The following is a 20,462-nucleotide window of genomic DNA, read 5'->3' on the forward strand; positions in this document are numbered from 1 at the left end:
TTTAATAAGAAAAGCCCAGATCTGGTCCACGGATCGACGGCCAGCCGGCCCATCGGAACGATGCCTCTGCACTCAAAGAGTTTTCTTACAAGACTTGGCGAATCAGCTCAATTGACCCTCCAGCAGTATTGAGACACCTTGGCATTCTGTTGTGCTGGACCGATAAAAACACTCATTACACAAGGATGTGCTAACCCATGGATGGATACGTCACGGCCCGCAAGGGACGGATCAGTGGTTCGAACAGTTGTGGCCAAAGGGATGAAGCGTCCCATGCATAGCCATGAATACAAGCTGTCGCCTCGTCAATTCGCACCTACCGGGGGCGAGCGGACCGATGCTCAGAACGAATGCAAAAGTTGCAGTAATCCCGTTGGAGGAATTGATTTGGAACCGCGCGTCGTTGAACTGGAAACCCACCTCAAGTACATCCGCCGAGACATGGATGAAATCCGTACCGATGTGAAGGTGATCCGACACAGACTTGCCTATTCGGCCGGTGCGGCGGCGGTGATCGTCGGTCTCCTGGGCTGGATAGCGAACAGCCGATTCGATCAACTGGTGATGCTGCTGTCGCGATAAAGTGATGGATGCAACACCGAACATCGACTTGGGTCGGTACACCGCCTGCGGAGGTGGTGTTCCGTCTCACAAATACTGTTTTTCCTGATGACGTCGGTCGCCACGAAAGCTACCGTCGAAAAAACCTGTATTTGCGAGACAGACCACTAATCCAGGAGCTCGCTCAAGGGGATGAAGCTCACTTCGTCGCCCTCGACCAACGTCCGCCCCTCGAGCACTTCGACCAACCCTTCGGCCCAAGCCGCACTTCGCAGCACCCCGGAGCTCTGATTCCGATAGATGATTGCCCGACCGTTTTCCATGCGGCCTCGCAGGTATTCTCGCCGACTGCCGGCCTTGGCCCAAACGAACCCAGCCGGCACCTTGAACCTGAGCGGCGCCACAGACTGAACACCTTGGCGTCGTAGCAGGTAAGGCCTGGCCAGCAACGCAAAGGTCACCAGTGTCGAGGCAGGGTTTCCAGGCAAACCTATGACCGGCACACCACGGAAGTGCCCAACCGTTAGCGGCTTCCCGGGTTTGATGGCGAGTTTCCAGAGTGTCAGTTCACCCTCCTCGCGCAGCACGACGCCCAGGAAATCAGCTTCTCCGACCGATACACCACCGGTGGACAGAATCAGATCAACATCCGATAGCTGGGCCAGGCGAGCCCGGGTAGTTGGCAAGTCGTCCGGCAGGATACCTGCATCGACCACTTCACAGCCCAGGCGCTGCAGCCAACCGCAGAGCAGCACACGGTTGCTGTTATAGATCTGGCCGGGCCCCAATGGCTGGCCAGGCTCCACCAGTTCATCACCAGTGGACAGGACCGCAACCCGGACCTTGCGAATCACGTCCAGGGATGCACAGCCCAGGGATGCGGCCAACCCCAGCTCGATCGGTCCCAGGCGAGTGCCGGCAGCCAGCACCTGTTCGCCAACAGTGGTTTCCTGGCCTTGAGGACGGATGTTCTGTCCAATGGCCAAGGGCTCGTTAAACCGTACTCGCTGGTCGCCTTCAACCTGGACATTTTCCTGCATTTCCACGCAATCGGCCCCTGCGGGAACAGGTGCTCCCGTGAAGATCCGCGCGCAGGTCCCAGCGGTCAGTGGTTGCGGAGCCTGCCCGGCGAAGATCCGCTGGCTGACCACCAGCGGTTCACCCTTCCAATCAGCCAGCCGCAAGGCATAGCCGTCCATGGCGCTGTTGGGCCACGGCGGCAGATCCAGGCTCGACACCAGGTCCTCAGCGAGCACCCGCCCTTGTGCCTCAGCCAGCGGCAGGTGCTCGCGCTGGGTCACCGGCGTGGCCGCCGCCATTGCCAGCAGTTGCTCCAATGCAACTTCGACAGCCATCAAGGCGCCGGTCTTGCCAGGTTTACCCACGGGATTCACAAGGTGCCGCCTGTTTCAGATGGGTCACGAAGTTACAGGGGCGGTGCCGCGCATCCAGTTGCTCGGCGAGAATCCCGTCCCAGCCGGTGCGTACCGCGTTGGTAGACCCGGGCAAACAGCACACCAGCGTGCCATTGGCCAGGCCCGCCAGCGCTCGGGACTGAACGGTGGAGGTGCCGATGTCCGCCACGGAAATCTGCCGGAACAATTCACCGAAACCGTCGACCTGCTTGTCCAGCAGGCACGCGACTGCTTCCGGGGTGCTGTCACGGCCGGTAAAACCGGTGCCACCGGTGATCAGCACCACCTGGACCACCTCATCGGCGATCCAGGTCGCCACTTGTGCCCGAATCTTGTACAGATCATCTTTGAGCAGGACCCGCGCCGCCAGGTTATGCCCCGCCGCGCAGAGTCGGTCGACGAAGACCTGCCCGGACGTGTCGGTTTCCAGGGTACGGGTATCACTGACAGTCAGCACCGCGATATTGAGCGGCACGAAAGGTACATCAGCCTTGGCTTTCATAGGCTCGTCCAGTTGTAGGGGAAACAGCCCGGTGTTATATCACAGCGTTTCATTTTTTCGCCTGTGCGGAGACACACCATGACCTCGAACACTGCCCTGCCTCCTTGCTCCATCCTGCTGCTGGCCGGTGGCCGCGGACAACGCATGGGTGGGCAGGACAAGGGCCTGGTGGAGTGGCAGGGCGAACCGCTGATCGCCCATCTCCATCGCAAGACCCGCGCATTGAGCGATGACCTGATCATTTCCTGCAACCGCAACCCTGAACGTTATGCGCTGTATGCCGACCGTCTGGTGCATGACGATGAAGGGGATTATCCCGGCCCCCTGGCAGGCATCCGGGCCGGCCTCAAGGCGGCAAGGCATCCGTATCTGCTGGTACTGCCGTGCGATGTACCGCAGATTGATGCCAACCTGCTCGACAGCATGCGCGAGATGGCCGGCCAGCATCCTCATGTGCCGCTGATGGTGCGCCACGGCGAACATTGGGAACCGCTGCTGTGCGTTATCCCACTGGCCCTGGCAGCGGCGTTCGAAAAGGCCTGGAGCGAAGGCGAACGCAGTCCCGGGCGTATCATGCGCACACTGCACGCCGTCGCACTGCAATGCCCGGCCGACGATCCCCGGTTGGCGAATCTGAATACACCGGAGCTGCTGACGCGACAGAAAGGCCATTAGTGTGTTCGGCTGATTCGTGTACTCGAATTAATGTGAAGGCCACTAGCCAGGAACTTGCGTGCAATGTATACGTCTGAAGGTCAGTAACCTGAAGAATTCATTTTCGGAGAAACACCATGACACAACGGACCCTCGCCACTTTCATGCTCGCACTGGGCCTCGCCACTCTTGCCGGGTGCGCATCGCCTACAGTGATTACCTTGAATGACGGTCGCGAAATCCAGGCCGTCGACACCCCAAAGTACGATGAAGACACTGGTTTCTACGAGTTCGAACAACTGGACGGCAAGCACACCCGCGTGAACAAGGATCAGGTTCGCACCGTTAAAGATCTGTAAGCTCTGACGCCACAACCCGATACAGAAAAGCCCGCAATGCAACAACATTGCGGGCTTTTTGATGGCTGCTCGAAAGCCGAAGCTACCACTGGAGCGTAATACCGCTTTCGAACACGCGCTCCTCACCCGTGACCGGATCAATGAAGCGCAGCCCCTGAGCCAGCAATTTAAGGGGATTGGCGTAATCATCCTCCACATCCCTGAGCACGTCAGGGTAGAACGGGTCGTTGCAGATGGCCGCCCCCAAGGCATTCATATGAACCCGCAACTGATGCTTCTTGCCCGTGACCGGAGACAGGCCGTAGCGCCATAGCTCGCCGTTTTTTTCCAGGACGTCGATGGCCGTTTCGGTATTCGGTTCGCCTGGCCCTTCCTGCATCCGGAAGAACGGTTCGCCGTCGATCATCCGGCTTTTATGAACCCGCGGAAAGGTCAGATGAGGCAACGCACGGGCAATGGCCTGGTAGCGTTTCTCGATCTGTCGCGTTGGAAACAATGACTGGTAAGCCGACCGACTCCGAGGGTTGGCCGAAAACAGCACCAGCCCGGCCGTATGCCGGTCGATCCGGTGCAAGGGCACCAGATGAGGATTGTCCAGCCGCCGGATCAAGCGTCGCAGCAGGGTTTGCTCGACGTATTCCCCCGCCGGAGTGACAGGCAGGAAATGCGGTTTGTCCGCCACCACCAGATGCTCGTCCGCGTACAGGATCGACTCCACCACCGGGATCGGTCTCTCGTCCGGCACTTCGCGAAAGTAATGAATGCGCAGGCCTTCACGGTACGGCAAATCGACAGGAATCGCCCGCCCCTCGGCGTCCAGCACCCGGCCCCGGGCAATCCGGTCCAGCCACTGCTCGCGGCTGATGGCACTGAAATGCTCGCACAGGCATTCCAGCACGGTCTGCCAGGAACCGGGGGGCAGGTATAAAGTGCTGGCCTGATGGTGTGCAGCGGAAAACGATGAACCGGACATCGGACACTCTTGAACATTTTGCGGGGCGACATTATCCGACAGTCGCACAAGCCAGCCCAGCAATGATTACCTCACGCCGGAACAGAGGCCACTGCCGCGGCCTCGGTGAACTCCTTCAACCAGCGCAGCACCTCCACCGCCTCCCAGCGCCCCGGGTCGTACAACGCATACAACAGCCCCTGATAACCCACCACATCCAGTTGTTTGTGATACCCGGCACGCTGGAACAGCGCTTCGATCTCAGCAAAACAGGTGTTGAAATGCAGTTTGTTGAAGGGGGTCTTGCCTTCGGTCACCAGCCCGTCCAGGCGCAACTCCAGGACGGCTTCGCGGACAACGTCCACGGACATCCTGTTCACGCTGTTCTTCAATTGTTCGACATTGACCAAGGGAGGCACTCCAGATAACTGTATACACATACAGTAACCGAAGAATGTCTTTTTCGCCAATGGGGGTCGGGGGACACGATGAACGGAAAGGTGTCAGCGCAGGAAGGCGACTACCTGATCGGCGTCAAAAGGCCAGTCAAGTTCGACACCGGTATCGACCCGGCGCAGCACCGGGATGCGCAGTCCATAGGTGTCGATCAACGCCTCGCTCTCCGGACCATCACCGATATCCACCAGCTCTACGAGCAAGCCATGGTCAACGAAAGGCATCAGCACACCCTCAGCGATCTCGCAGAGATGACAACCCACGGTACCGAACAGTTGGCATTCAGGAAGCATGGCTGGTAGACCCATAAAAGATAGACGGTCATTCTAGGCGCGCCCTCGAAAACCGTCGAGTCGGGTCTCCGCATCAGCAAAACGCTGATGCAAATCACTGAACACAAATGCCTTTTCGACAACCCTGGTCAGCTTTCCCCTTCTACGCTGTGTACCAAGCCTTGAAACGGAGTGTCCCTTGTTTGCCAACCTGCTGATCATTCTCGCCTCGTCACTGGTGGTCATCGCCCTGTTCAGGCGATTGCACCTGCCACCGGTGTTGGGCTACCTGTGCGTCGGGTTGGCCATAGGCCCTACCGCCCTGGACTGGGTGAATGAAAGCGAAGAACTGCCGGACCTGGCCGAGCTCGGGGTGGTGTTCCTGTTGTTTTCGTTGGGGTTGGAGTTTTCCCTGTCCAGGATGCTTGAGCTGCGCCGTGTCGTGTTCGGCCTCGGCAGCCTCCAAGTAGTCTGTTCAGGTGCGCTCCTGGGTGTGCTGCTGGTGCTCTGCGGCGCGCCGGTGCTGGCTGCATTGCTGCTCGGCGCCGGGCTGGCGTTGTCGTCGACGGCCATTGTCAGCAAGGAGCTGACCAGCCTCGGGGAAATCTTCAGCAGCCATGGCCAGAACGCCATCGGCGTACTGCTGTTCCAGGACGTGGTCGCAGTGCTGTTGCTGACCCTGGTGCCGGTGTTCGCCGGCAGCAGTTCGCAGGCGTGGTACTGGGCATTGCCCGTGACGCTGGGCAAGACGCTGCTCCTGTTCGGCGGCTTGCTGCTGGCCAGCCGCCTGCTGCTGCCGCGGCTGTTCCATGAAGTCGCCGCCTCACGCTCCGCTGAATTGTTCGTGCTGCTGGCCCTGGTGATCGTGTTGCTGACCGCCTGGCTGACCCATCTGCTCGGCCTCTCACCGGCCCTGGGGGCTTTCCTGGCGGGCATGTTGCTGGGGGAAAGTCATTACCGCCATCAGATCGAAGCCGATATCCGCCCGTTCCGCGACATTCTGCTGGGGCTGTTCTTCGTCAGCATCGGCATGCTGATCGACCTGCAGCTGTTCGTCGATGACGGTTTGCTGATCCTCGGGCTGACCCTGGGACTGATGCTCATCAAGGGCTGCGTGGTCGCCATCCTGGTAAGATGGCACGGCAGCGACGGTGAAACCGCCTGGCGCAGCGGCCTGGCCCTGGCCCAGGGCGGCGAATTCTGTTTCGCCCTGATGGCGCTGATGCAACAGAACCGCCTCATGCCCGCCGACATCGGTGGCCTGCTGCTGGCAGCGACGTTCTGTTCGATGCTGCTCACACCACTTTTGCTACGGGCCGCGCCAAACATTGCCGCCCGCCTGCACCGCAAGCCCAACGAAGCAGCGCAACTGGACCAGATCAACGCGCTGAACGCGGGCTTGTCGGGGCATGTGGTCATTTGCGGATACGGGCGCGTCGGCCAGTCCATCGGACGGTTTCTGCGCCGGGAAGGCCAGGCTTTCGTCGCCCTGGACGATGACCCGGTCATCATCCAGGAAGCCACCGTCGGGGAAAGCAGCGTGCATTACGGGGATTCGAGACGAGGAGACCTGCTGGCCGCCGTGGGGCTGAGCCGCGCCCGATTGCTGGTGATCGCGGTCGACAAGACGGACATCGCCTTGACCGTGCTCAGGGCAGCCCGGCGGGTCAACCCGCAGGTGCCGATCCTGGTGCGTACCCGCGACGACAGCCAACTGGCCGAGTTGCAGGCCGCCGGGGCCAGCGAAGTGGTCCCGGAGCTGCTGGAGTCGAGCCTGATGCTGGCCTCCCACGCCCTGATCATGCTCGGGCTGCCGGAGCAGCGGGTCCGACAGCATGTGGATCAGGTCCGTCATGATCGCTACCGGCTGCTGCACGGTTTTTATCCCGGCAATCAGGACAAGGATACGTGACGACTCAGTCCTGGCTGACGGCGCCGATCTTGTGAATCGACAGGTCGGCACCGTAATACTCTTCTTCCTGGGTCAAGCGCAGCCCCAGCAGCGCCTTGATCACGCCGTAGACCGCGAACCCACCGACCAACGCGATGACAATGCCCAGGGCAGTGCCGATCAGTTGACTGACCAGGCTGACTCCGCCCAGGCCGCCCAGAGCGTCCTGGCCGAAGATGCCGCAGGCAATGCCACCCCAGACGCCGCACAACCCATGCAAGGGCCAGACACCGAGCACGTCGTCGATTTTCCATTTGCCCTGGGCCGCGGTGAAACACCAGACGAACAAGGCGCCCGCAATGGCACCGGTCGCCAGCGCGCCGACCGGATGCATCAGGTCGGAACCGGCACAGACCGCCACCAGCCCGGCCAGCGGACCGTTGTGCAAGAAGCCTGGGTCGTTGCGTCCAACGATCAATGCCGCCACGGTACCGCCGACCATGGCCATCAACGAATTGACCGCCACCAATCCGCTCACCCCTGGCAGGGTCTGGGCGCTCATCACGTTGAAACCGAACCAGCCGACAATCAGGATCCACGAACCCAAGGCCAGGAATGGAATGCTCGATGGCGCGAATGCCACCAGACGTCCCTCCCTGTAACGGCCGTTGCGAGGCCCGAGCAGCAGGACGGCCGCCAGCGCCAGCCAGCCGCCCATGGCATGCACCACCACGGACCCGGCAAAATCGTGGAAACCGGCACCGAAGCGGGTTTGCAACCAGGCTTGCAGGCCGAAATTACCATTCCAGACCACACCTTCGAAGAAGGGATACACGAAGGCCACGATTAACACCGTGGCACACAGCTGCGGCGCAAAGCGTGCACGTTCGGCAATGCCACCGGAGATGATCGCTGGAATGGCCGCGGCGAAGGTCAGCAGGAAAAAGAACTTCACCAGGCTGTAGCCATGATCGGTGCTCAGCACCGCAGCCGGTTGCAGGAATGTCACGCCGTAGGAAATCCAGTAGCCTATGAAAAAATAGGCCAGGGTCGAGACGGCAAAATCGCTGAGGATTTTCGACAGCGCATTGACCTGGTTCTTTTGCCGGACGGTTCCAACTTCCAGGAACGCAAATCCGGCATGCATGGCCAGGACCATGACCGCACCGAGCAGGATGAACAGGGTGTTGGAGCTGTGGACCAGACTGTCCACGGCACTTTGCATATTTTCCATGGTGTTGGCAGACCTGAAAAGTTGAAAGAAGCACCGAAGCGGTTCGCCTCACCTGCCAACGCACCAAGTTGAAACAGTTCACTTGCCGACCAGAGGCCAGCGAACCGCTTTGGTGCGTTAAAAATGGCGACGCGTTGTTCCGCTGCGGGGTGCTTCGCGGGTTTTGATTATTTGGGTTAAGGTTTTGCGGGCTGCGCCCAGCTTCGGCGCAGTGGTGCGGGATGACGCACCAGTACATGGCAGAACCTTGGGCCAAAACCGAGCAAAAGTTGTACCAGTCACTTTCACTGAACCTTCCGGCAAGGCTCACACTCGAACGCTTCAGACGTCATTTACGGAGATTCACCCATGGCCAGAACCCAGGCAAAGACTGCTCAAGAAATCCTGATGGAAGACTTTCAGACGCTGGTCAGCGACACCGAACGGCTGCTGGACCACACTGCGACGCTGGCAGGCGACCAGGCCGATGAGCTGCGCAGCCAGATCCACGAAACGCTCCTGCGCGCCCGCGATACCCTCAAGCTGACCGAAGACTCCATGCGCGAACGCGGCCAGGCTGCCGTCATCGCCACCGAGGAATACGTACAGGCCAACCCTTGGCAGTCCGTCGGCATCGCTGCTGGGGTGGGCTTTCTGATCGGCCTGCTGGCGACACGGCGCTGATATGGATATCAACGACTCCGGCTCGTCCGAATCGGGCACGACTTCTTCAGCACGCCGCCTGGGCGCGGCGTTTCTCGGACTGCTGCACAGCCACGTCGAACTGTTCGGCATGGAACTGCAGGAGCAGAAAGCCCGGACTGTCAGCCTTCTGCTGTTCGCCGGCCTGGCGTTGGTATTTGCCTTGCTGCTTCTGGTAGGCCTCTCGACCCTGGTGCTGATCCTGGTGTGGGATACCTATCGCCTCGCGGGCATCATCGGCCTGTGCCTGTTCTATCTGTTGGCGGCGCTGTTCTGCGGCCTTCGACTCAGGGCCGCGATCTACGATGAATCGACCCCCTTCCATGCCACACTCGAAGAACTGACCAACGACCGGGAGCGCCTGCTGCCATGAGCCTGCCCGACATCCCTCAAGCCCGGACCCGCCAGGAAATGCGCAAGGCACTGGTGCGCCTGCGCATGGAAATGCATCGCCAGGAAATCCGTCAGGAAACCCGCCAGCTGTTGCAACCGCTGCAGCGGATGCGTGGCCTTGGCCAGAGCTGGCACGAAGGATTCGGCATCAAGCATGCGCCTCTCTGGGGCATGGCAGCCGTGTCCTTGCTCGGCTTCATTGGTGGCAAGCGGACTCGCAGCGGACGCAGCGGTGGCCTGGTTCGCCTGATCCGACTGGCAACGGCGCTGGTGCCGCTGATCAAACTGGCCCGTAACGTACGCAAGCCCTGACGGGCTTGCGGGACGCTTCCCGAACCGGGAAGCTAGGGCATTTCTATCTCAACGGAGCAACCGGCCTTGGATTGGCATACCCTGCTGACTCGCGAACGCCTCGGAAAACCCGTGCACAGCCCGGAAGAGCTGGGCCGTAGCCCTTTTCACAAGGACCATGACCGCATTATCTTTTCCGGAGCCTTCCGCCGCCTCGGACGCAAGACGCAGGTACACCCGGTTTCCAGCAACGACCACATCCACACGCGCCTGACCCATTCGCTGGAAGTCAGTTGCGTCGGGCGCTCCCTGGGCATGCGCGTGGGGGAAACCATTCGTAACGCCCTGCCTGACTGGTGCGAACCGAGCGATCTGGGGATGGTGGTGCAATCAGCTTGCCTGGCACACGATATCGGCAACCCACCCTTCGGTCACTCCGGCGAGGACGCTATCCGCTACTGGTTCCAGCAGGCGGCAGGCCGCGGCTGGCTGGACGCCATGAGCGAGACCGAGCGCAGCGATTTTCTCAACTTCGAAGGCAACGCCCAGGGGTTCAGGGTCCTCACGCAACTTGAATACCATCAGTTCGATGGAGGCACCCGACTGACCTATGCCACCCTCGGCACCTACCTGAAATACCCCTGGACCGCCCGCCACGCCGACTCCCTGGGCTACAAGAAGCACAAATTCGGCTGCTACCAGAGCGAGTTGCCGTTGCTGGAACAGATTGCCCACAAGCTCGGCCTGCCCCAACTTGAAGATCAGCGCTGGGCACGGCATCCGCTGGTGTACCTGATGGAAGCCGCCGATGACATCTGCTACGCGCTGATCGACCTGGAAGATGGCGTGGAAATGGACCTGTTGGACTACTCCCAGGTGGAATCGCTGCTCCTGGATCTGGTGGGCGATGATATTCCGGACACCTACCGCCAGCTCGGGCCACTGGATTCCCGGCGACGCAAACTGGCGATCCTGCGGGGCAAGGCCATCGAACACCTGACCAACGCCGCCGCCCGGGCGTTCGTCGAGCAACAGGAAGCGTTACTGGCCGGCACGTTGTCCGGAGATCTGGTAGAGCATATGCATGGCCCGGCCAAGCGTTGCGTGTTGAATGCCAAGGACATGGCGCGCAAGAAAATATTCCAGGACAAGCGCAAGACCCTGAATGAAATCGGTGCATATACCACACTCGAAATCCTGCTCAACGGCTTCTGCGGTGCAGCTCTGGAACAGCATGGAGGCCGCTTACCCTCATTCAAGAATCGCCGTATTCTCGACCTGCTGGGCAACAATGCACCCGACCCCAATGGTCCGTTGCATACTGCGTTCCTGAGGATGATCGATTTCATCGCCGGGATGACCGACAGCTACGCCAGCGAAATGGCGCAGGAGATGACGGGCCGTACCCGCCAGTGACATTCCCCCGTGGGAACGAGCCTGCTCCAGGCGGCGATCCGACGATAGCGGCAGATCAGTTTGTCTTCATGGCGACTGACACGCCGCTTTCGCGGGCAGGCTCATGACCACTACGGGTTTGAGCGTAAGTTACACAGTATTGACAATATACTTTCGACCTACTTGTAAAAACCGACGCTTTAAAACCTCTCCCGACCTGGAGTCCGTTAATAAAAAGCGCGCCTATCTCATGCCCAATACCTGGTAAAAACCCAATTACCTCGTAGTACCCTGCTTCTTTTTTTGTAGGAAACTTCTGAAATTGAATATGTACACCCGTCTCCTCGTACGACCACGGCTGTAACTGGGCTAAGGTGCGCGCTTTATTAAGCTCGCAAGGGACTTTATTCATGAACTCCGTTTTCATTGTCGACGATCATCCGGTCATTCGCCTCGCCGTTCGCATGCTTCTGGAGCACGAAGGTTATAAAGTCGTAGGAGAAACCGACAATGGCGTCGATGCGATGCAAATGGTGCGCGAATGCATGCCGGATCTGGTTATCCTGGACATCAGCATTCCCAAGCTGGACGGGCTGGAAATCCTTTCACGCTTCAACGCCATGACTACTCCGCTCAAAACGCTGGTGCTCACGGCACAGTCACCGACGCTGTTCGGCATCCGGTGCATGCAATCCGGCGCCTCCGGTTACGTTTGTAAACAGGAAGACCTCAGCGAACTTGTCAGCGCAATCAAGGCCGTATTATCCGGCTACAACTATTTTCCCAGTCAGGCACTGAATCCGATGCGCCCTGATGATCCGCGCAGCATAGAGTTGGATCTGTTCAAGAACGTCAATGACCGGGAATTGATGGTGCTGCAACTTTTTGCCCAGGGTCGCACTAACAAGGAAATAGCCAAGGGGATGTTTCTAAGCAATAAAACCGTTAGCACCTATAAGAAACGGTTGATGCAGAAACTCAAGGTCAAGTCCCTGGTAGAACTGATTGAAATGGCAAAACGAAACGCATTGGTGTGAGAATAAACAGGATGTTCAGATGCATGAAAGGATGCCTCCTGCTATTGATGGCAGGGTTATATGCAGGATTTCTCGCCGCGGCGCCGGGTGCGCCCGAGCATTACACACTTCTGGGTCGCTCGACTGCGGCTCATCCCGAGGTCAGCCTGGATGAGGCCCAGCGTGCCTGGCTGCTGGAGCGAAAGGAGCTGGTCCTGGGAACCTCCGCCCCGGATTACCCACCCTTCGACCTCTCTACCAGCGGACGCGACTATGAAGGCATGACCGCCGACTACGCCGGGCTCATCGCCGAGGCAACCGGCCTGCCGATGAAAGTCCTGCGATTCGGCTCCCGTGAGGCAGCCATTGCGGCACTCAAGCGTGGACAAATCGACCTGCTGGGTAGCGCCAACGGCTTCGAAGCCCGCGACCCCGACCTTGTCCTGTCGGCCCCTTACGCCGTGGACCAGCCCGTTCTCGTCACCCGAACCAATGAAAACCGCTCCCTGAACGAGGATCTCGAGGGATTGCGGCTAAGCATGGTCTATCACTACCTGCCCTTGCAGGACATCGAAAAACTCTACCCGAAGGCACGCATCACCACCTACCCGTCCTATCAGAACGCCATAAACGCCGTTGCCTTCGGCCAGGCCGATGTATTTCTCGGCGATACCATTGCCACTCATTACATGATCAGCAAGGGTTACCTGAGCAACATCCGCATGGCCAGCTTCGGCAAACATGAGTCCTACGGGTTCGGTTTTGCGCTGCGACGTCACGACACCCGACTGCTGGAGATCATCAACGCGACGCTGAACCAGATCCCGATCGCCGAGCAAGCCGCGATCTCCAAACGCTGGAGTGCAGGTGCCGACCTTTATCTCACGGAGCACAGGATACAACTGACCGATCGCGAGCAACGCTGGCTGACCGGGCATCCGGTGGTTCGGGTAGCCGTGAACGAAACGTTCGCCCCGTTCACTTTTTTTGATTCGGACGGCGATTTCCGTGGGATCAGTGCCGATCTGCTGGAGCTGATCCGGCTGAGGACAGGCCTGCGCCTGGAAATCCAGCACAAGCGTAACGACAGCGAGGCGATTACCGCGCTCCTGAACGGCCAGGCCGACCTTATTGCAGCACTGGTACCCAGCAGCGAACGGCAGCAACAGGTGAAATTCAGCCGCCCCTACGTCGACAGCTCGTTCGTCCTGCTGACTCGAAAGCAGTCCGACACGCCTGCCACACTTGATCAGTTCGGGACCAGGACCCTGGCGATCGCCAAGGACAACCCGGTCATCGAGTGGTTGCACAAGCAGTATCCGGACATCAGGATCATCGAAACCAACGACCCCTCGCACGCCATTGAACTGCTCGCCCAAGGCCAGGCCGACGGCAGCGTGAATGCCCTGGTCATGGCCAATTATTTTCTCTCGTCGCACGCATTCCGGGACACGCTGCAAATCAGCAGCACCGTCGGCACCCAACAGGCCCTGTTTTCCCTGGCTACAGCCAAGGGTGCCAGCGAGTTGAACACCATTCTCGACAAAGCCTTGACCAGCATCGACCCCGAGGAACTGGGCGTGATCAACAATCGCTGGCGAGGCTACGTCTCGGCATCGGAGCACACCTGGCGCACCTATAACCGCCTGTTCTTCCAGGTCGTTGCCGGCGTCGGCCTGCTATTGCTGATCTCATTGGCCTGGAACGCCTACATGCAGAGACAAATCCGCCAACGGCAAAGGGCCGAGCTGGCGTTGAACGACCAGCTCGAATTCATGCGCTCACTGGTCAACGGCACCCCTCACCCCATCTACGTAAGGGATCGCAACGGCGTCCTGCAAAGCTGCAACGACAGCTACCTGGAAGTGTTCGATGTAAAACGCGAAGACGTCATCGGCAAGGACTTGATGTCCAGATCGATGAGCAACGCCTTCGAAGCGCAGGAATACCAGGCGGACTATCAACGCGTCATGGCCGAAGGCACTGCACTGATCGTGGACCGGCCGCTGCACATCGGGGACAGGAAGCTGACGATCTATCACTGGATCCTCCCCTATCGAAACTCCGCTGCACAGGTACAGGGCATCATCGGTGGCTGGATCGATATCAGTGACCGACGACAGCTCTTCGATGAGCTGCGCGCCGCCAAGGAGCGCGCCGATGACGCGAACCGGGCCAAGAGCACCTTCCTGGCAACCATGAGCCATGAGATCCGCACCCCCATGAACGCGGTGATCGGTATGCTTGAACTGGCGTTGATGCACGCCGACAAGGGCCATGTGGATCGCTCGACAATCGCAGTGGCCTACGAATCGGCCTCCGGCATGCTGGAGTTGATAGGCGACATCCTGGACATCGCACGCATCGAGTCGGGTCACCTGAGCCTGGCACCCGAACGGGTCAATCTCAGGGCGATGCTGCAATCGGTTACGCGCGTGTTCGAAGGCGTGGCGCGACAGAAAAATCTCGCGCTGTCATTGCAGTTCGAACCGGCGGACGACAATCCGGATGTGCTGGTCGATCCCCTGCGGTTCAAGCAGGTGCTGTCGAACCTGATCAGCAATGCGCTCAAATTCACCGAACAGGGCTGGGTAAAGGTCGAGGTCAGACTGACTCGATCCGCCCAGGACGACACCCTGCAACTGCAACTGGAGATCAGCGACAGCGGCATCGGCATCAGCCCCGCCGACCTGCAACGTCTGTTCGAACCCTTTGCCCAGGCCGACAACGCCGGCCGGATGGCCCGAAAGGGTGCCGGGCTGGGGCTGGTGATCAGTCGCAACCTGTGCCGGATGATGGGCGGTAGCCTGCACTTGAACAGCCAGCCGGGCATCGGCACCCAGGTCCGGGTCTGCCTGAAGCTGACCGTCCTGCCCCCGATGACGGCTGGCACAACGCCTGAGCCAGTGATAGAAACCGCTACGGCGGCCCTGAACGTTCTGGTGGTGGATGACCATTCGGCCAATCGCTTGTTGATGTCGCAACAACTGGAATATCTCGGCCATCACTACCATGTCGCCCATGAGGGTGCCGAGGGGCTCAAGACCTGGCTTGAAGGGGACTTCGATCTGGTCATTGCCGATTGCAACATGCCCGTCATGAGCGGTTACGAACTGGCCGGGGCGATTCGCAAACACGAATCCGAACAACGATTGCCACCCTGCACCATTCTCGGGTTTACCGCCAATGCACAACCTGAGGAAAAACAGCGCTGCCAAGCCGCGGGCATGGACGACTGCCTGTTCAAACCGATCAGCCTGAGCGCCCTCAGCCAATGGATAAAGACCATCAAACCCATCAGTCGCTCAAACGTTTTCAACGTACAGAACCTCCACGCCCTGACCGGCGGCAATCCTCTGTACACCCAGCGCCTGTTGGAAGAGTTGCTCAGCAGCAACAGATCGGATCGCCAGGAACTGCTCGATATCGCCCGTGGCGGGAACCGGCAGGCACTCACCGAAGCGGCGCACAAGATAAAAGGCGCTGCCCGAATCGCGCAGTCGCCCTTGCTGATCCAGCGATGCGAGGCGCTGGAGCAGGCCTGTCATGAAGCGCAGGCTCGCTTGCGGATTGAGGAATGCACCACGGCCCTCGAACACGCCATGACCGAGTTGGAGCGGGTCCTGGAAACAGAGATCGCCAAGGCAAAATAACCGGGGTTTACTATGCTGTTCGCTCAGCAGCGCGCACCAGGGGCGTTCTCAATGGTGTTCCCCTCCACGCCTTGCCTGGGCCCGCTGCAATGCACGACGCGGTGCAAAACCATTGAGAACGCCTGACTCCTGGAGTGACTGCAATGCCCAGCACACCGCGTCCGGAACAACGCCGGTTCCCCCTGCACGTCCACATCAGCGCGATGTTTACATTGCTTCTGCTGCTGACCGGTGTGGTGCTGGGGGTCTTCAACTACCGGCAGACGACGCAGATCATCCTGTCCAGCAGTGAAAAGCTGTTCAACCGGATTGAACAGGACGTGCGCCTGGACTTGTACGACACCTACGAACCCATCCGCCACGCGTTGAGCCTGCTGGCCGACCATCCGGCGACACAGGCAGCCAATCCGGACCAGCGCCTGGCCCTGCTCGGGCCCTTCAGCCAGGCGCTGCGGGACAACCCGAACCTGGCATCGTTGTACCTGGGCGATAGCACGGGCGATTTCCTGATGGTCCGGCCGCTGCGCACCGACGCACTGAAGACCGCCTTGAAAGCCCCCGCCAACGCGTTTTATCAGGTCTGGACCGTGGAACGCGCAAACCCTGAAGGCCCGATCCGCTCCCAGTCACTGTTCTACGACCAGGCGCTGGTGCTCATCAGCCGCCAGGACAACCCCGACGACACCTTCGATCCGCGCCGCCGAAGCTGGTTTCGCAGTGCACTGGAGACTGCCGGCCAGATCACCACCGAACCCTACGTGTTCTTCTCCACCCACGACATCGGCACCACCCTCGCCCGGCGTAGCGGCGACCACGCGGTCATCGGTGCCGACCTGACCCTGGCGGCCCTTTCCCAGACCCTTGCCAAGCACAAGGTCACCCCCGGCACCGAGATCGTGCTGCTCGATCCACTTGGCAACGCAGTGGGCTACCCCGACAGCAATCGGCTGCTCACCGACACCCGCTCGGCACGCCTGATCAAGGCCCGCGACCTCAATCCGGCCATCGCCGCCGCGCTGGACGCACGCAGTGATACCTCCCGCCTGGAGGCGGCTGGACGTCGGTGGATCGTTTCCCGCAACCATATGCAGGAAGGCGGTCCCCAGGGCCTGGAACTGGCGTTACTGGTCCCGGAAGACGAACTGCTGGTCGACGCCTATCGCATGCGCTGGCAAGGCGCGCTGATTACCCTCGCCACCCTGCTGCTGTGCCTGCCCCTGGGCTGGCTGACCTCCAGGATTCTGGTCAAGCCTCTGGACGCTCTGGTGCAAGAGGCCGATGCCATACGCAGCTTCGACTTCCATTACCCGATGTCCCGTCGTTCCCTGGTGCTGGAGGTCGATCAGCTCAGCCTCTCGATGGCCAGGATGAAAGAGACCCTGGCAAGCTTCTTCGAAATCACCGCCAGCCTGCGCGCCGAAACCCGCTTCGCCCCGCTGCTGGAGCGGGTGCTGTTCGAGACCGCGAACATCGGTCAGGCCCAGGCCGGCCTGATCTACCTGCGCGAGAACGACAGCGATCAGGTGAAACCCTATGGGTTGGTGATCGAGCAGACTCCGCAGGACCTGGGCGCTTTCAAATTGCAGGGCCATGCGCTGAGCGGCAACGACAGCCCACCCTGGCTCCAGCAACTGGCAGCCTCGGATAACCTGGTCACCTCCCTGGGTTTCGAGCAGGCGGGTGACCTGCAAGGCGTCCTGCGGGCATTGGACTCTCCTCGGGTCCATCTGATCGGCATCCACCTGCGCAACCGCCACCAGGAAACCGTGGGCATCCTGGTGCTGCTGATCACCGACAGCGGCACCGAGGCCGACCTGGAGAAACTGCAACCGGACCGCATCGCGTTCCTGCAGGCCGTGTCCGGTGCCGCCACCGTGAGCATCGAAAGCCAGCGCTTGCAGGCCAGGCAAAAACAATTGCTGGATTCGTTCATTCAACTGCTGGCCGGCGCCATCGATGCCAAGAGCCCTTACACCGGCGGCCATTGCCAGCGGGTGCCGGCCCTGACGCTGATGCTCGCCCAGGCCGCCGCCAACAGCCAGGCGCCGGCGTTCGAGGCCTACCGACCGACGGAAGATGAGTGGGAAGCCTTGCACATCGCCGCCTGGCTGCATGATTGCGGAAAAGTCACCACTCCCGAGTACGTGGTAGACAAAGCCACCAAACTGGAAACCCTGAACGACCGTATCCACGAAATCCGTACCCGCTTCGAAGTGCTGAAACGCGACGCCTGGATCGACTACTGGCAGGCCCTGGCGATGGGGGGGGAGCCGTCTTCCCTGGCGCAGTCACGGGATGCAACACTGGCCGACCTCGACGATGACTTTGCCTTTGTCGCCCGCTGCAACCTGGGCTCCGAAGCCATGGCCGACGCCGATCTGCAACGCTTGCACTGCATTGCCCAACGTCCGTGGACCCGGACCCTCGATGATCGCCTGGGGGTTTCCTGGGAGGAGAACCGGCGCCAGGCGCGCACGCCCAAGCCAACGCTTCCGGTCACGGAACCATTGCTGGCCGACAAGCCCGAGCATCTGTTCGAACGCCACGATGCCGAACTGATCCCGCCGGACAACCCATGGGGCTTCCAACTGGACGTCCCGCAATGGAAATACAACCGCGGCGAACTCTACAACCTCAGCATCAGGCGGGGCACGCTGACCCGTGAAGAGCGTTACGTCATCAATCACCACATGGTGCAGACGATCCTGATGCTCAGCCAGTTGCCCTTCCCAAGCCATCTGGACAACGTGGCGGAAATCGCCGGGGGTCACCATGAGAAAATGGACGGTACCGGTTATCCCAAGCGGCTCAAGCGCGAGCAGATGAGCCTGCCGGCACGCATGATGGCGATTGCGGACATTTTCGAAGCACTGACAGCGGCCGACCGCCCTTACAAGAAAGCCAAGAAACTGAGCGAAGCCCTGGGCATCATGGCCACCATGTGCCGTGAGGCCCACATCGATCCCGAGCTGTTCGGGCTGTTCATCGATGAACAGATCTACCTGAGCTACGCCAACCAGTTTCTCGATCCGCACCAGATCGATGATGTCGACACGGACAGCCTGTTGGCCCAGGCGGGACTGCGATCATGCTGATCACAGCAACCGCAGCACCTGTGGGAGCGAGCCTGCTCGCGAATCGGTGGCTCGGTTGAAGGCAATGCCGACCATGCCGCCGCCATCGCGGGCAAGCCTTGCTCCCGCCGAAGTTCCTGCCCATTCAGCAATCGGTCAAACGCAGGAAAATCTCCGCCAATTGCTCGATGCCGGCCTGGTCGTGTTCGCTGAAGCGCGCCAGTTTCGGACTGTCCAGGTCAAGTACGCCAATCAGGCGCCCGTCCTTGATCAGCGGTACCACCAACTCGCTGTTCGACGCGCTGTCGCAGGCAATGTGTCCGGGAAAGGCATGGACATCCTCGACACGCTGGGTCTGGCCGGTCGCCGCTGCTGCGCCGCAGACACCCCGCCCGAAAGGAATCCGCACACAGGCGATCTGGCCCTGGAACGGGCCCAGCACCAGTTCCTCGTTGCGATTGAGATAAAAACCGGCCCAGTTCAAGTCGTCCAGCTGACTGAACAGGAAGGCCGAAAACTGCGCAGCGTTGGCAATGAAATCGCGCTCGTCCGCCAACAGGGACTCCAGCTGTGCCGATAACAAGCCGTAGCCGTCGAGGCCTATGCCCGTACTCTTCAGATCGATCATGCCTTGTGCTCCAGGAGTTTCAGGCCCACCCAATAACGGGCAAACTGATAGGCGCAACGGCCGTTGCGGTTGCCGCGCCCGGTGGCCCAGCGTACCGCCAGCACGTCCAGCGCTTCGTCACGCTGCCAGGCCAGCCCGGCCTTCGCCGCCAGCTCGCCGATCCAGTGTTCCACCACGTCGAGGAAATGCTCCTGGGTAAACGGATAGAACGACAGCCACAACCCGAAACGGTCGGACAACGCGATCTTGTCCTCCACGGCTTCGCTAGGGTGAAGCTCGCCATCGACCCTTTTCCAGTTCTCGTTGTCGCTTTCCTTCTCCGGCACCAGGTGACGGCGGTTCGACGTGGCGTACAACAATACGTTGTCCGGCGCCTGTTCAAGGGAACCGTCCAACACACTTTTAAGCACGCGGTAATCGCCCTCACCGGATTCGAACGACAGGTCATCGCAGAACAACACGAAGCGTTGGGGCAACCTGGCGATCTGCTCGACCACTCGTGGCAGGTCGGCCAGGTGATCGCGCTCGATTTCGATCAACCGCAGGCCATTTCCGGCGTGCTCGGCCAGCAAGGCACGCACCAGGGACGATTTGCCAGTCCCCCGCGAGCCCCAGAGCAAGGCATGGTTGGCCGGCATGCCATCGAGGAACTGCCGGGTGTTGCGGCCCAGTTGCTCGACCTGGCGATCGACCCCGATCAGGTCCGACAGGCGCATATCAAGGCTGACCTGCAGCGGCAGCAGATAGCCGCTGCGTCCGTCGCGCTGCCAGCGGGCAGCCAGGGTCACGGTCCAGTCGATGGCGGGCCGGGGAGCGGGCAACAAGGGTTCGATGCGGGCCAGCACGGCATCGGCGCGCTCAAGAAAAGCATTCAATCGGGCGTCCACGTCTTCTCCTCGGACAAATTCACAGTAATGATGGCGCTGGCGCGCCGAAACGCCGTTTTCAAGGACCGTTTCATCCCATCCAGCACACACCGGCCGCGCCGGTATCCAGAGATGATCAGCTATGCTTGACCGGCGAAGGGAAACGTAA

General features: G+C 60.4%; 19 protein-coding genes. 11 read left to right on the forward strand and 8 right to left on the reverse strand.

All coding sequences use genetic code 11. The annotated features are described in order from the left end of the window. Nucleotides 1–273 precede the first annotated feature (273 nt). A complete protein-coding gene (locus tag CGA22_RS27065) occupies nt 274–582 on the forward strand; it encodes a hypothetical protein (protein ID WP_223194632.1) in 309 nt (102 codons plus the stop codon). A gap of 146 nt (nt 583–728) precedes the next feature. Here CGA22_RS27065 and glp read toward each other — a convergent pair whose 3' ends face one another. Then, a complete protein-coding gene (gene glp, locus CGA22_RS02930) occupies nt 729–1,916 on the reverse strand; it encodes a gephyrin-like molybdotransferase Glp (protein ID WP_177329224.1) in 1,188 nt (395 codons plus the stop codon). Nucleotides 1,917–1,938: 22 nt separating this feature from the next. After that, nucleotides 1,939–2,478, reverse strand: coding sequence for a molybdenum cofactor biosynthesis protein B (gene moaB, locus CGA22_RS02935; RefSeq protein ID WP_041020705.1), 540 nt, complete (start codon nt 2,476–2,478; stop codon nt 1,939–1,941). A gap of 78 nt (nt 2,479–2,556) precedes the next feature. Here moaB and mobA point away from each other — a divergent pair, with 78 nt between their 5' ends. Further along, entirely contained in the window at nt 2,557–3,153 is a 597-nt protein-coding gene (mobA, locus tag CGA22_RS02940; RefSeq protein WP_041020704.1) for a molybdenum cofactor guanylyltransferase MobA, read from the forward strand. A gap of 116 nt (nt 3,154–3,269) precedes the next feature. Then, entirely contained in the window at nt 3,270–3,491 is a 222-nt protein-coding gene (locus CGA22_RS02945) for a YgdI/YgdR family lipoprotein (protein WP_041020703.1), read from the forward strand. Nucleotides 3,492–3,573: 82 nt separating this feature from the next. On the opposite strand, the gene CGA22_RS02950 is transcribed toward CGA22_RS02945, so the two are convergent. The 3 genes from CGA22_RS02950 to CGA22_RS02960 form a co-directional block, all read right to left on the reverse strand. Next, nucleotides 3,574–4,464: a pseudouridine synthase gene (locus CGA22_RS02950; protein ID WP_041020702.1), complete on the reverse strand. Its 891-nt coding sequence runs from the start codon at nt 4,462–4,464 to the stop codon at nt 3,574–3,576. Nucleotides 4,465–4,535: 71 nt separating this feature from the next. Then, entirely contained in the window at nt 4,536–4,853 is a 318-nt protein-coding gene (locus CGA22_RS02955; RefSeq protein ID WP_041020701.1) for a transcriptional regulator, read from the reverse strand. A gap of 93 nt (nt 4,854–4,946) precedes the next feature. Next, complete coding sequence (locus CGA22_RS02960) at nt 4,947–5,192, reverse strand: glutaredoxin family protein (RefSeq protein ID WP_041020700.1); 246 nt, start codon at nt 5,190–5,192, stop codon at nt 4,947–4,949. 178 nt (nt 5,193–5,370) lie between these two features. Here CGA22_RS02960 and CGA22_RS02965 point away from each other — a divergent pair, with 178 nt between their 5' ends. Then, the gene (locus tag CGA22_RS02965) at nt 5,371–7,083 is read left to right on the forward strand and encodes a cation:proton antiporter (protein WP_041020699.1); all 1,713 of its coding nucleotides are present in this window, start codon (nt 5,371–5,373) and stop codon (nt 7,081–7,083) included. Between the two features lie 4 nt (nt 7,084–7,087). Here the strand turns inward: CGA22_RS02965 and CGA22_RS02970 are convergent, their stop codons facing one another. Then, complete coding sequence (locus tag CGA22_RS02970; protein ID WP_041020698.1) at nt 7,088–8,296, reverse strand: ammonium transporter; 1,209 nt, start codon at nt 8,294–8,296, stop codon at nt 7,088–7,090. 348 nt (nt 8,297–8,644) lie between these two features. Between CGA22_RS02970 and CGA22_RS02975 the strand changes: the two genes are divergently transcribed. The 7 genes from CGA22_RS02975 (at nt 8,645) to CGA22_RS03005 (ending at nt 18,820) form a co-directional block, all read left to right on the forward strand. Next, nucleotides 8,645–8,959 carry a YqjD family protein gene (locus tag CGA22_RS02975; RefSeq protein WP_041020697.1) on the forward strand — a complete coding sequence of 105 codons (315 nt, stop codon included), beginning with the start codon at nt 8,645–8,647 and terminating at the stop codon, nt 8,957–8,959. 1 nt (nt 8,960) lies between these two features. Next, nucleotides 8,961–9,350 carry a phage holin family protein gene (locus CGA22_RS02980; protein WP_041020696.1) on the forward strand — a complete coding sequence of 130 codons (390 nt, stop codon included), beginning with the start codon at nt 8,961–8,963 and terminating at the stop codon, nt 9,348–9,350. Next, nucleotides 9,347–9,682, forward strand: coding sequence for a hypothetical protein (locus CGA22_RS02985; RefSeq protein WP_041020695.1), 336 nt, complete (start codon nt 9,347–9,349; stop codon nt 9,680–9,682). Before CGA22_RS02980 ends, CGA22_RS02985 begins: the two co-directional genes overlap by 4 nt. Nucleotides 9,683–9,748: 66 nt before the next feature. Beyond that, nucleotides 9,749–11,077, forward strand: coding sequence for a deoxyguanosinetriphosphate triphosphohydrolase (locus tag CGA22_RS02990; RefSeq protein ID WP_041020694.1), 1,329 nt, complete (start codon nt 9,749–9,751; stop codon nt 11,075–11,077). 389 nt (nt 11,078–11,466) lie between these two features. Continuing rightward, nucleotides 11,467–12,093, forward strand: a complete 627-nt coding sequence (locus CGA22_RS02995) for a response regulator transcription factor (protein WP_041020693.1) — start codon at nt 11,467–11,469, stop codon at nt 12,091–12,093. Between the two features lie 23 nt (nt 12,094–12,116). Beyond that, entirely contained in the window at nt 12,117–15,725 is a 3,609-nt protein-coding gene (locus tag CGA22_RS03000) for a transporter substrate-binding domain-containing protein (RefSeq protein WP_411157111.1), read from the forward strand. A gap of 143 nt (nt 15,726–15,868) precedes the next feature. Further along, a complete protein-coding gene (locus CGA22_RS03005) occupies nt 15,869–18,820 on the forward strand; it encodes an HD domain-containing phosphohydrolase (RefSeq protein WP_041020691.1) in 2,952 nt (983 codons plus the stop codon). Nucleotides 18,821–18,944: 124 nt separating this feature from the next. Here the strand turns inward: CGA22_RS03005 and CGA22_RS03010 are convergent, their stop codons facing one another. Next, a complete protein-coding gene (locus tag CGA22_RS03010) occupies nt 18,945–19,427 on the reverse strand; it encodes a GAF domain-containing protein (protein ID WP_041020690.1) in 483 nt (160 codons plus the stop codon). Beyond that, nucleotides 19,424–20,314, reverse strand: a complete 891-nt coding sequence (locus tag CGA22_RS03015) for an ATP-binding protein (protein ID WP_041020689.1) — start codon at nt 20,312–20,314, stop codon at nt 19,424–19,426. Before CGA22_RS03015 ends, CGA22_RS03010 begins: the two co-directional genes overlap by 4 nt. Nucleotides 20,315–20,462: the final 148 nt, after the last annotated feature.

Origin of the sequence: Pseudomonas sp. PSB18, assembly GCF_014596565.1 — a bacterium.
Lineage (GTDB): Bacteria > Pseudomonadota > Gammaproteobacteria > Pseudomonadales > Pseudomonadaceae > Aquipseudomonas.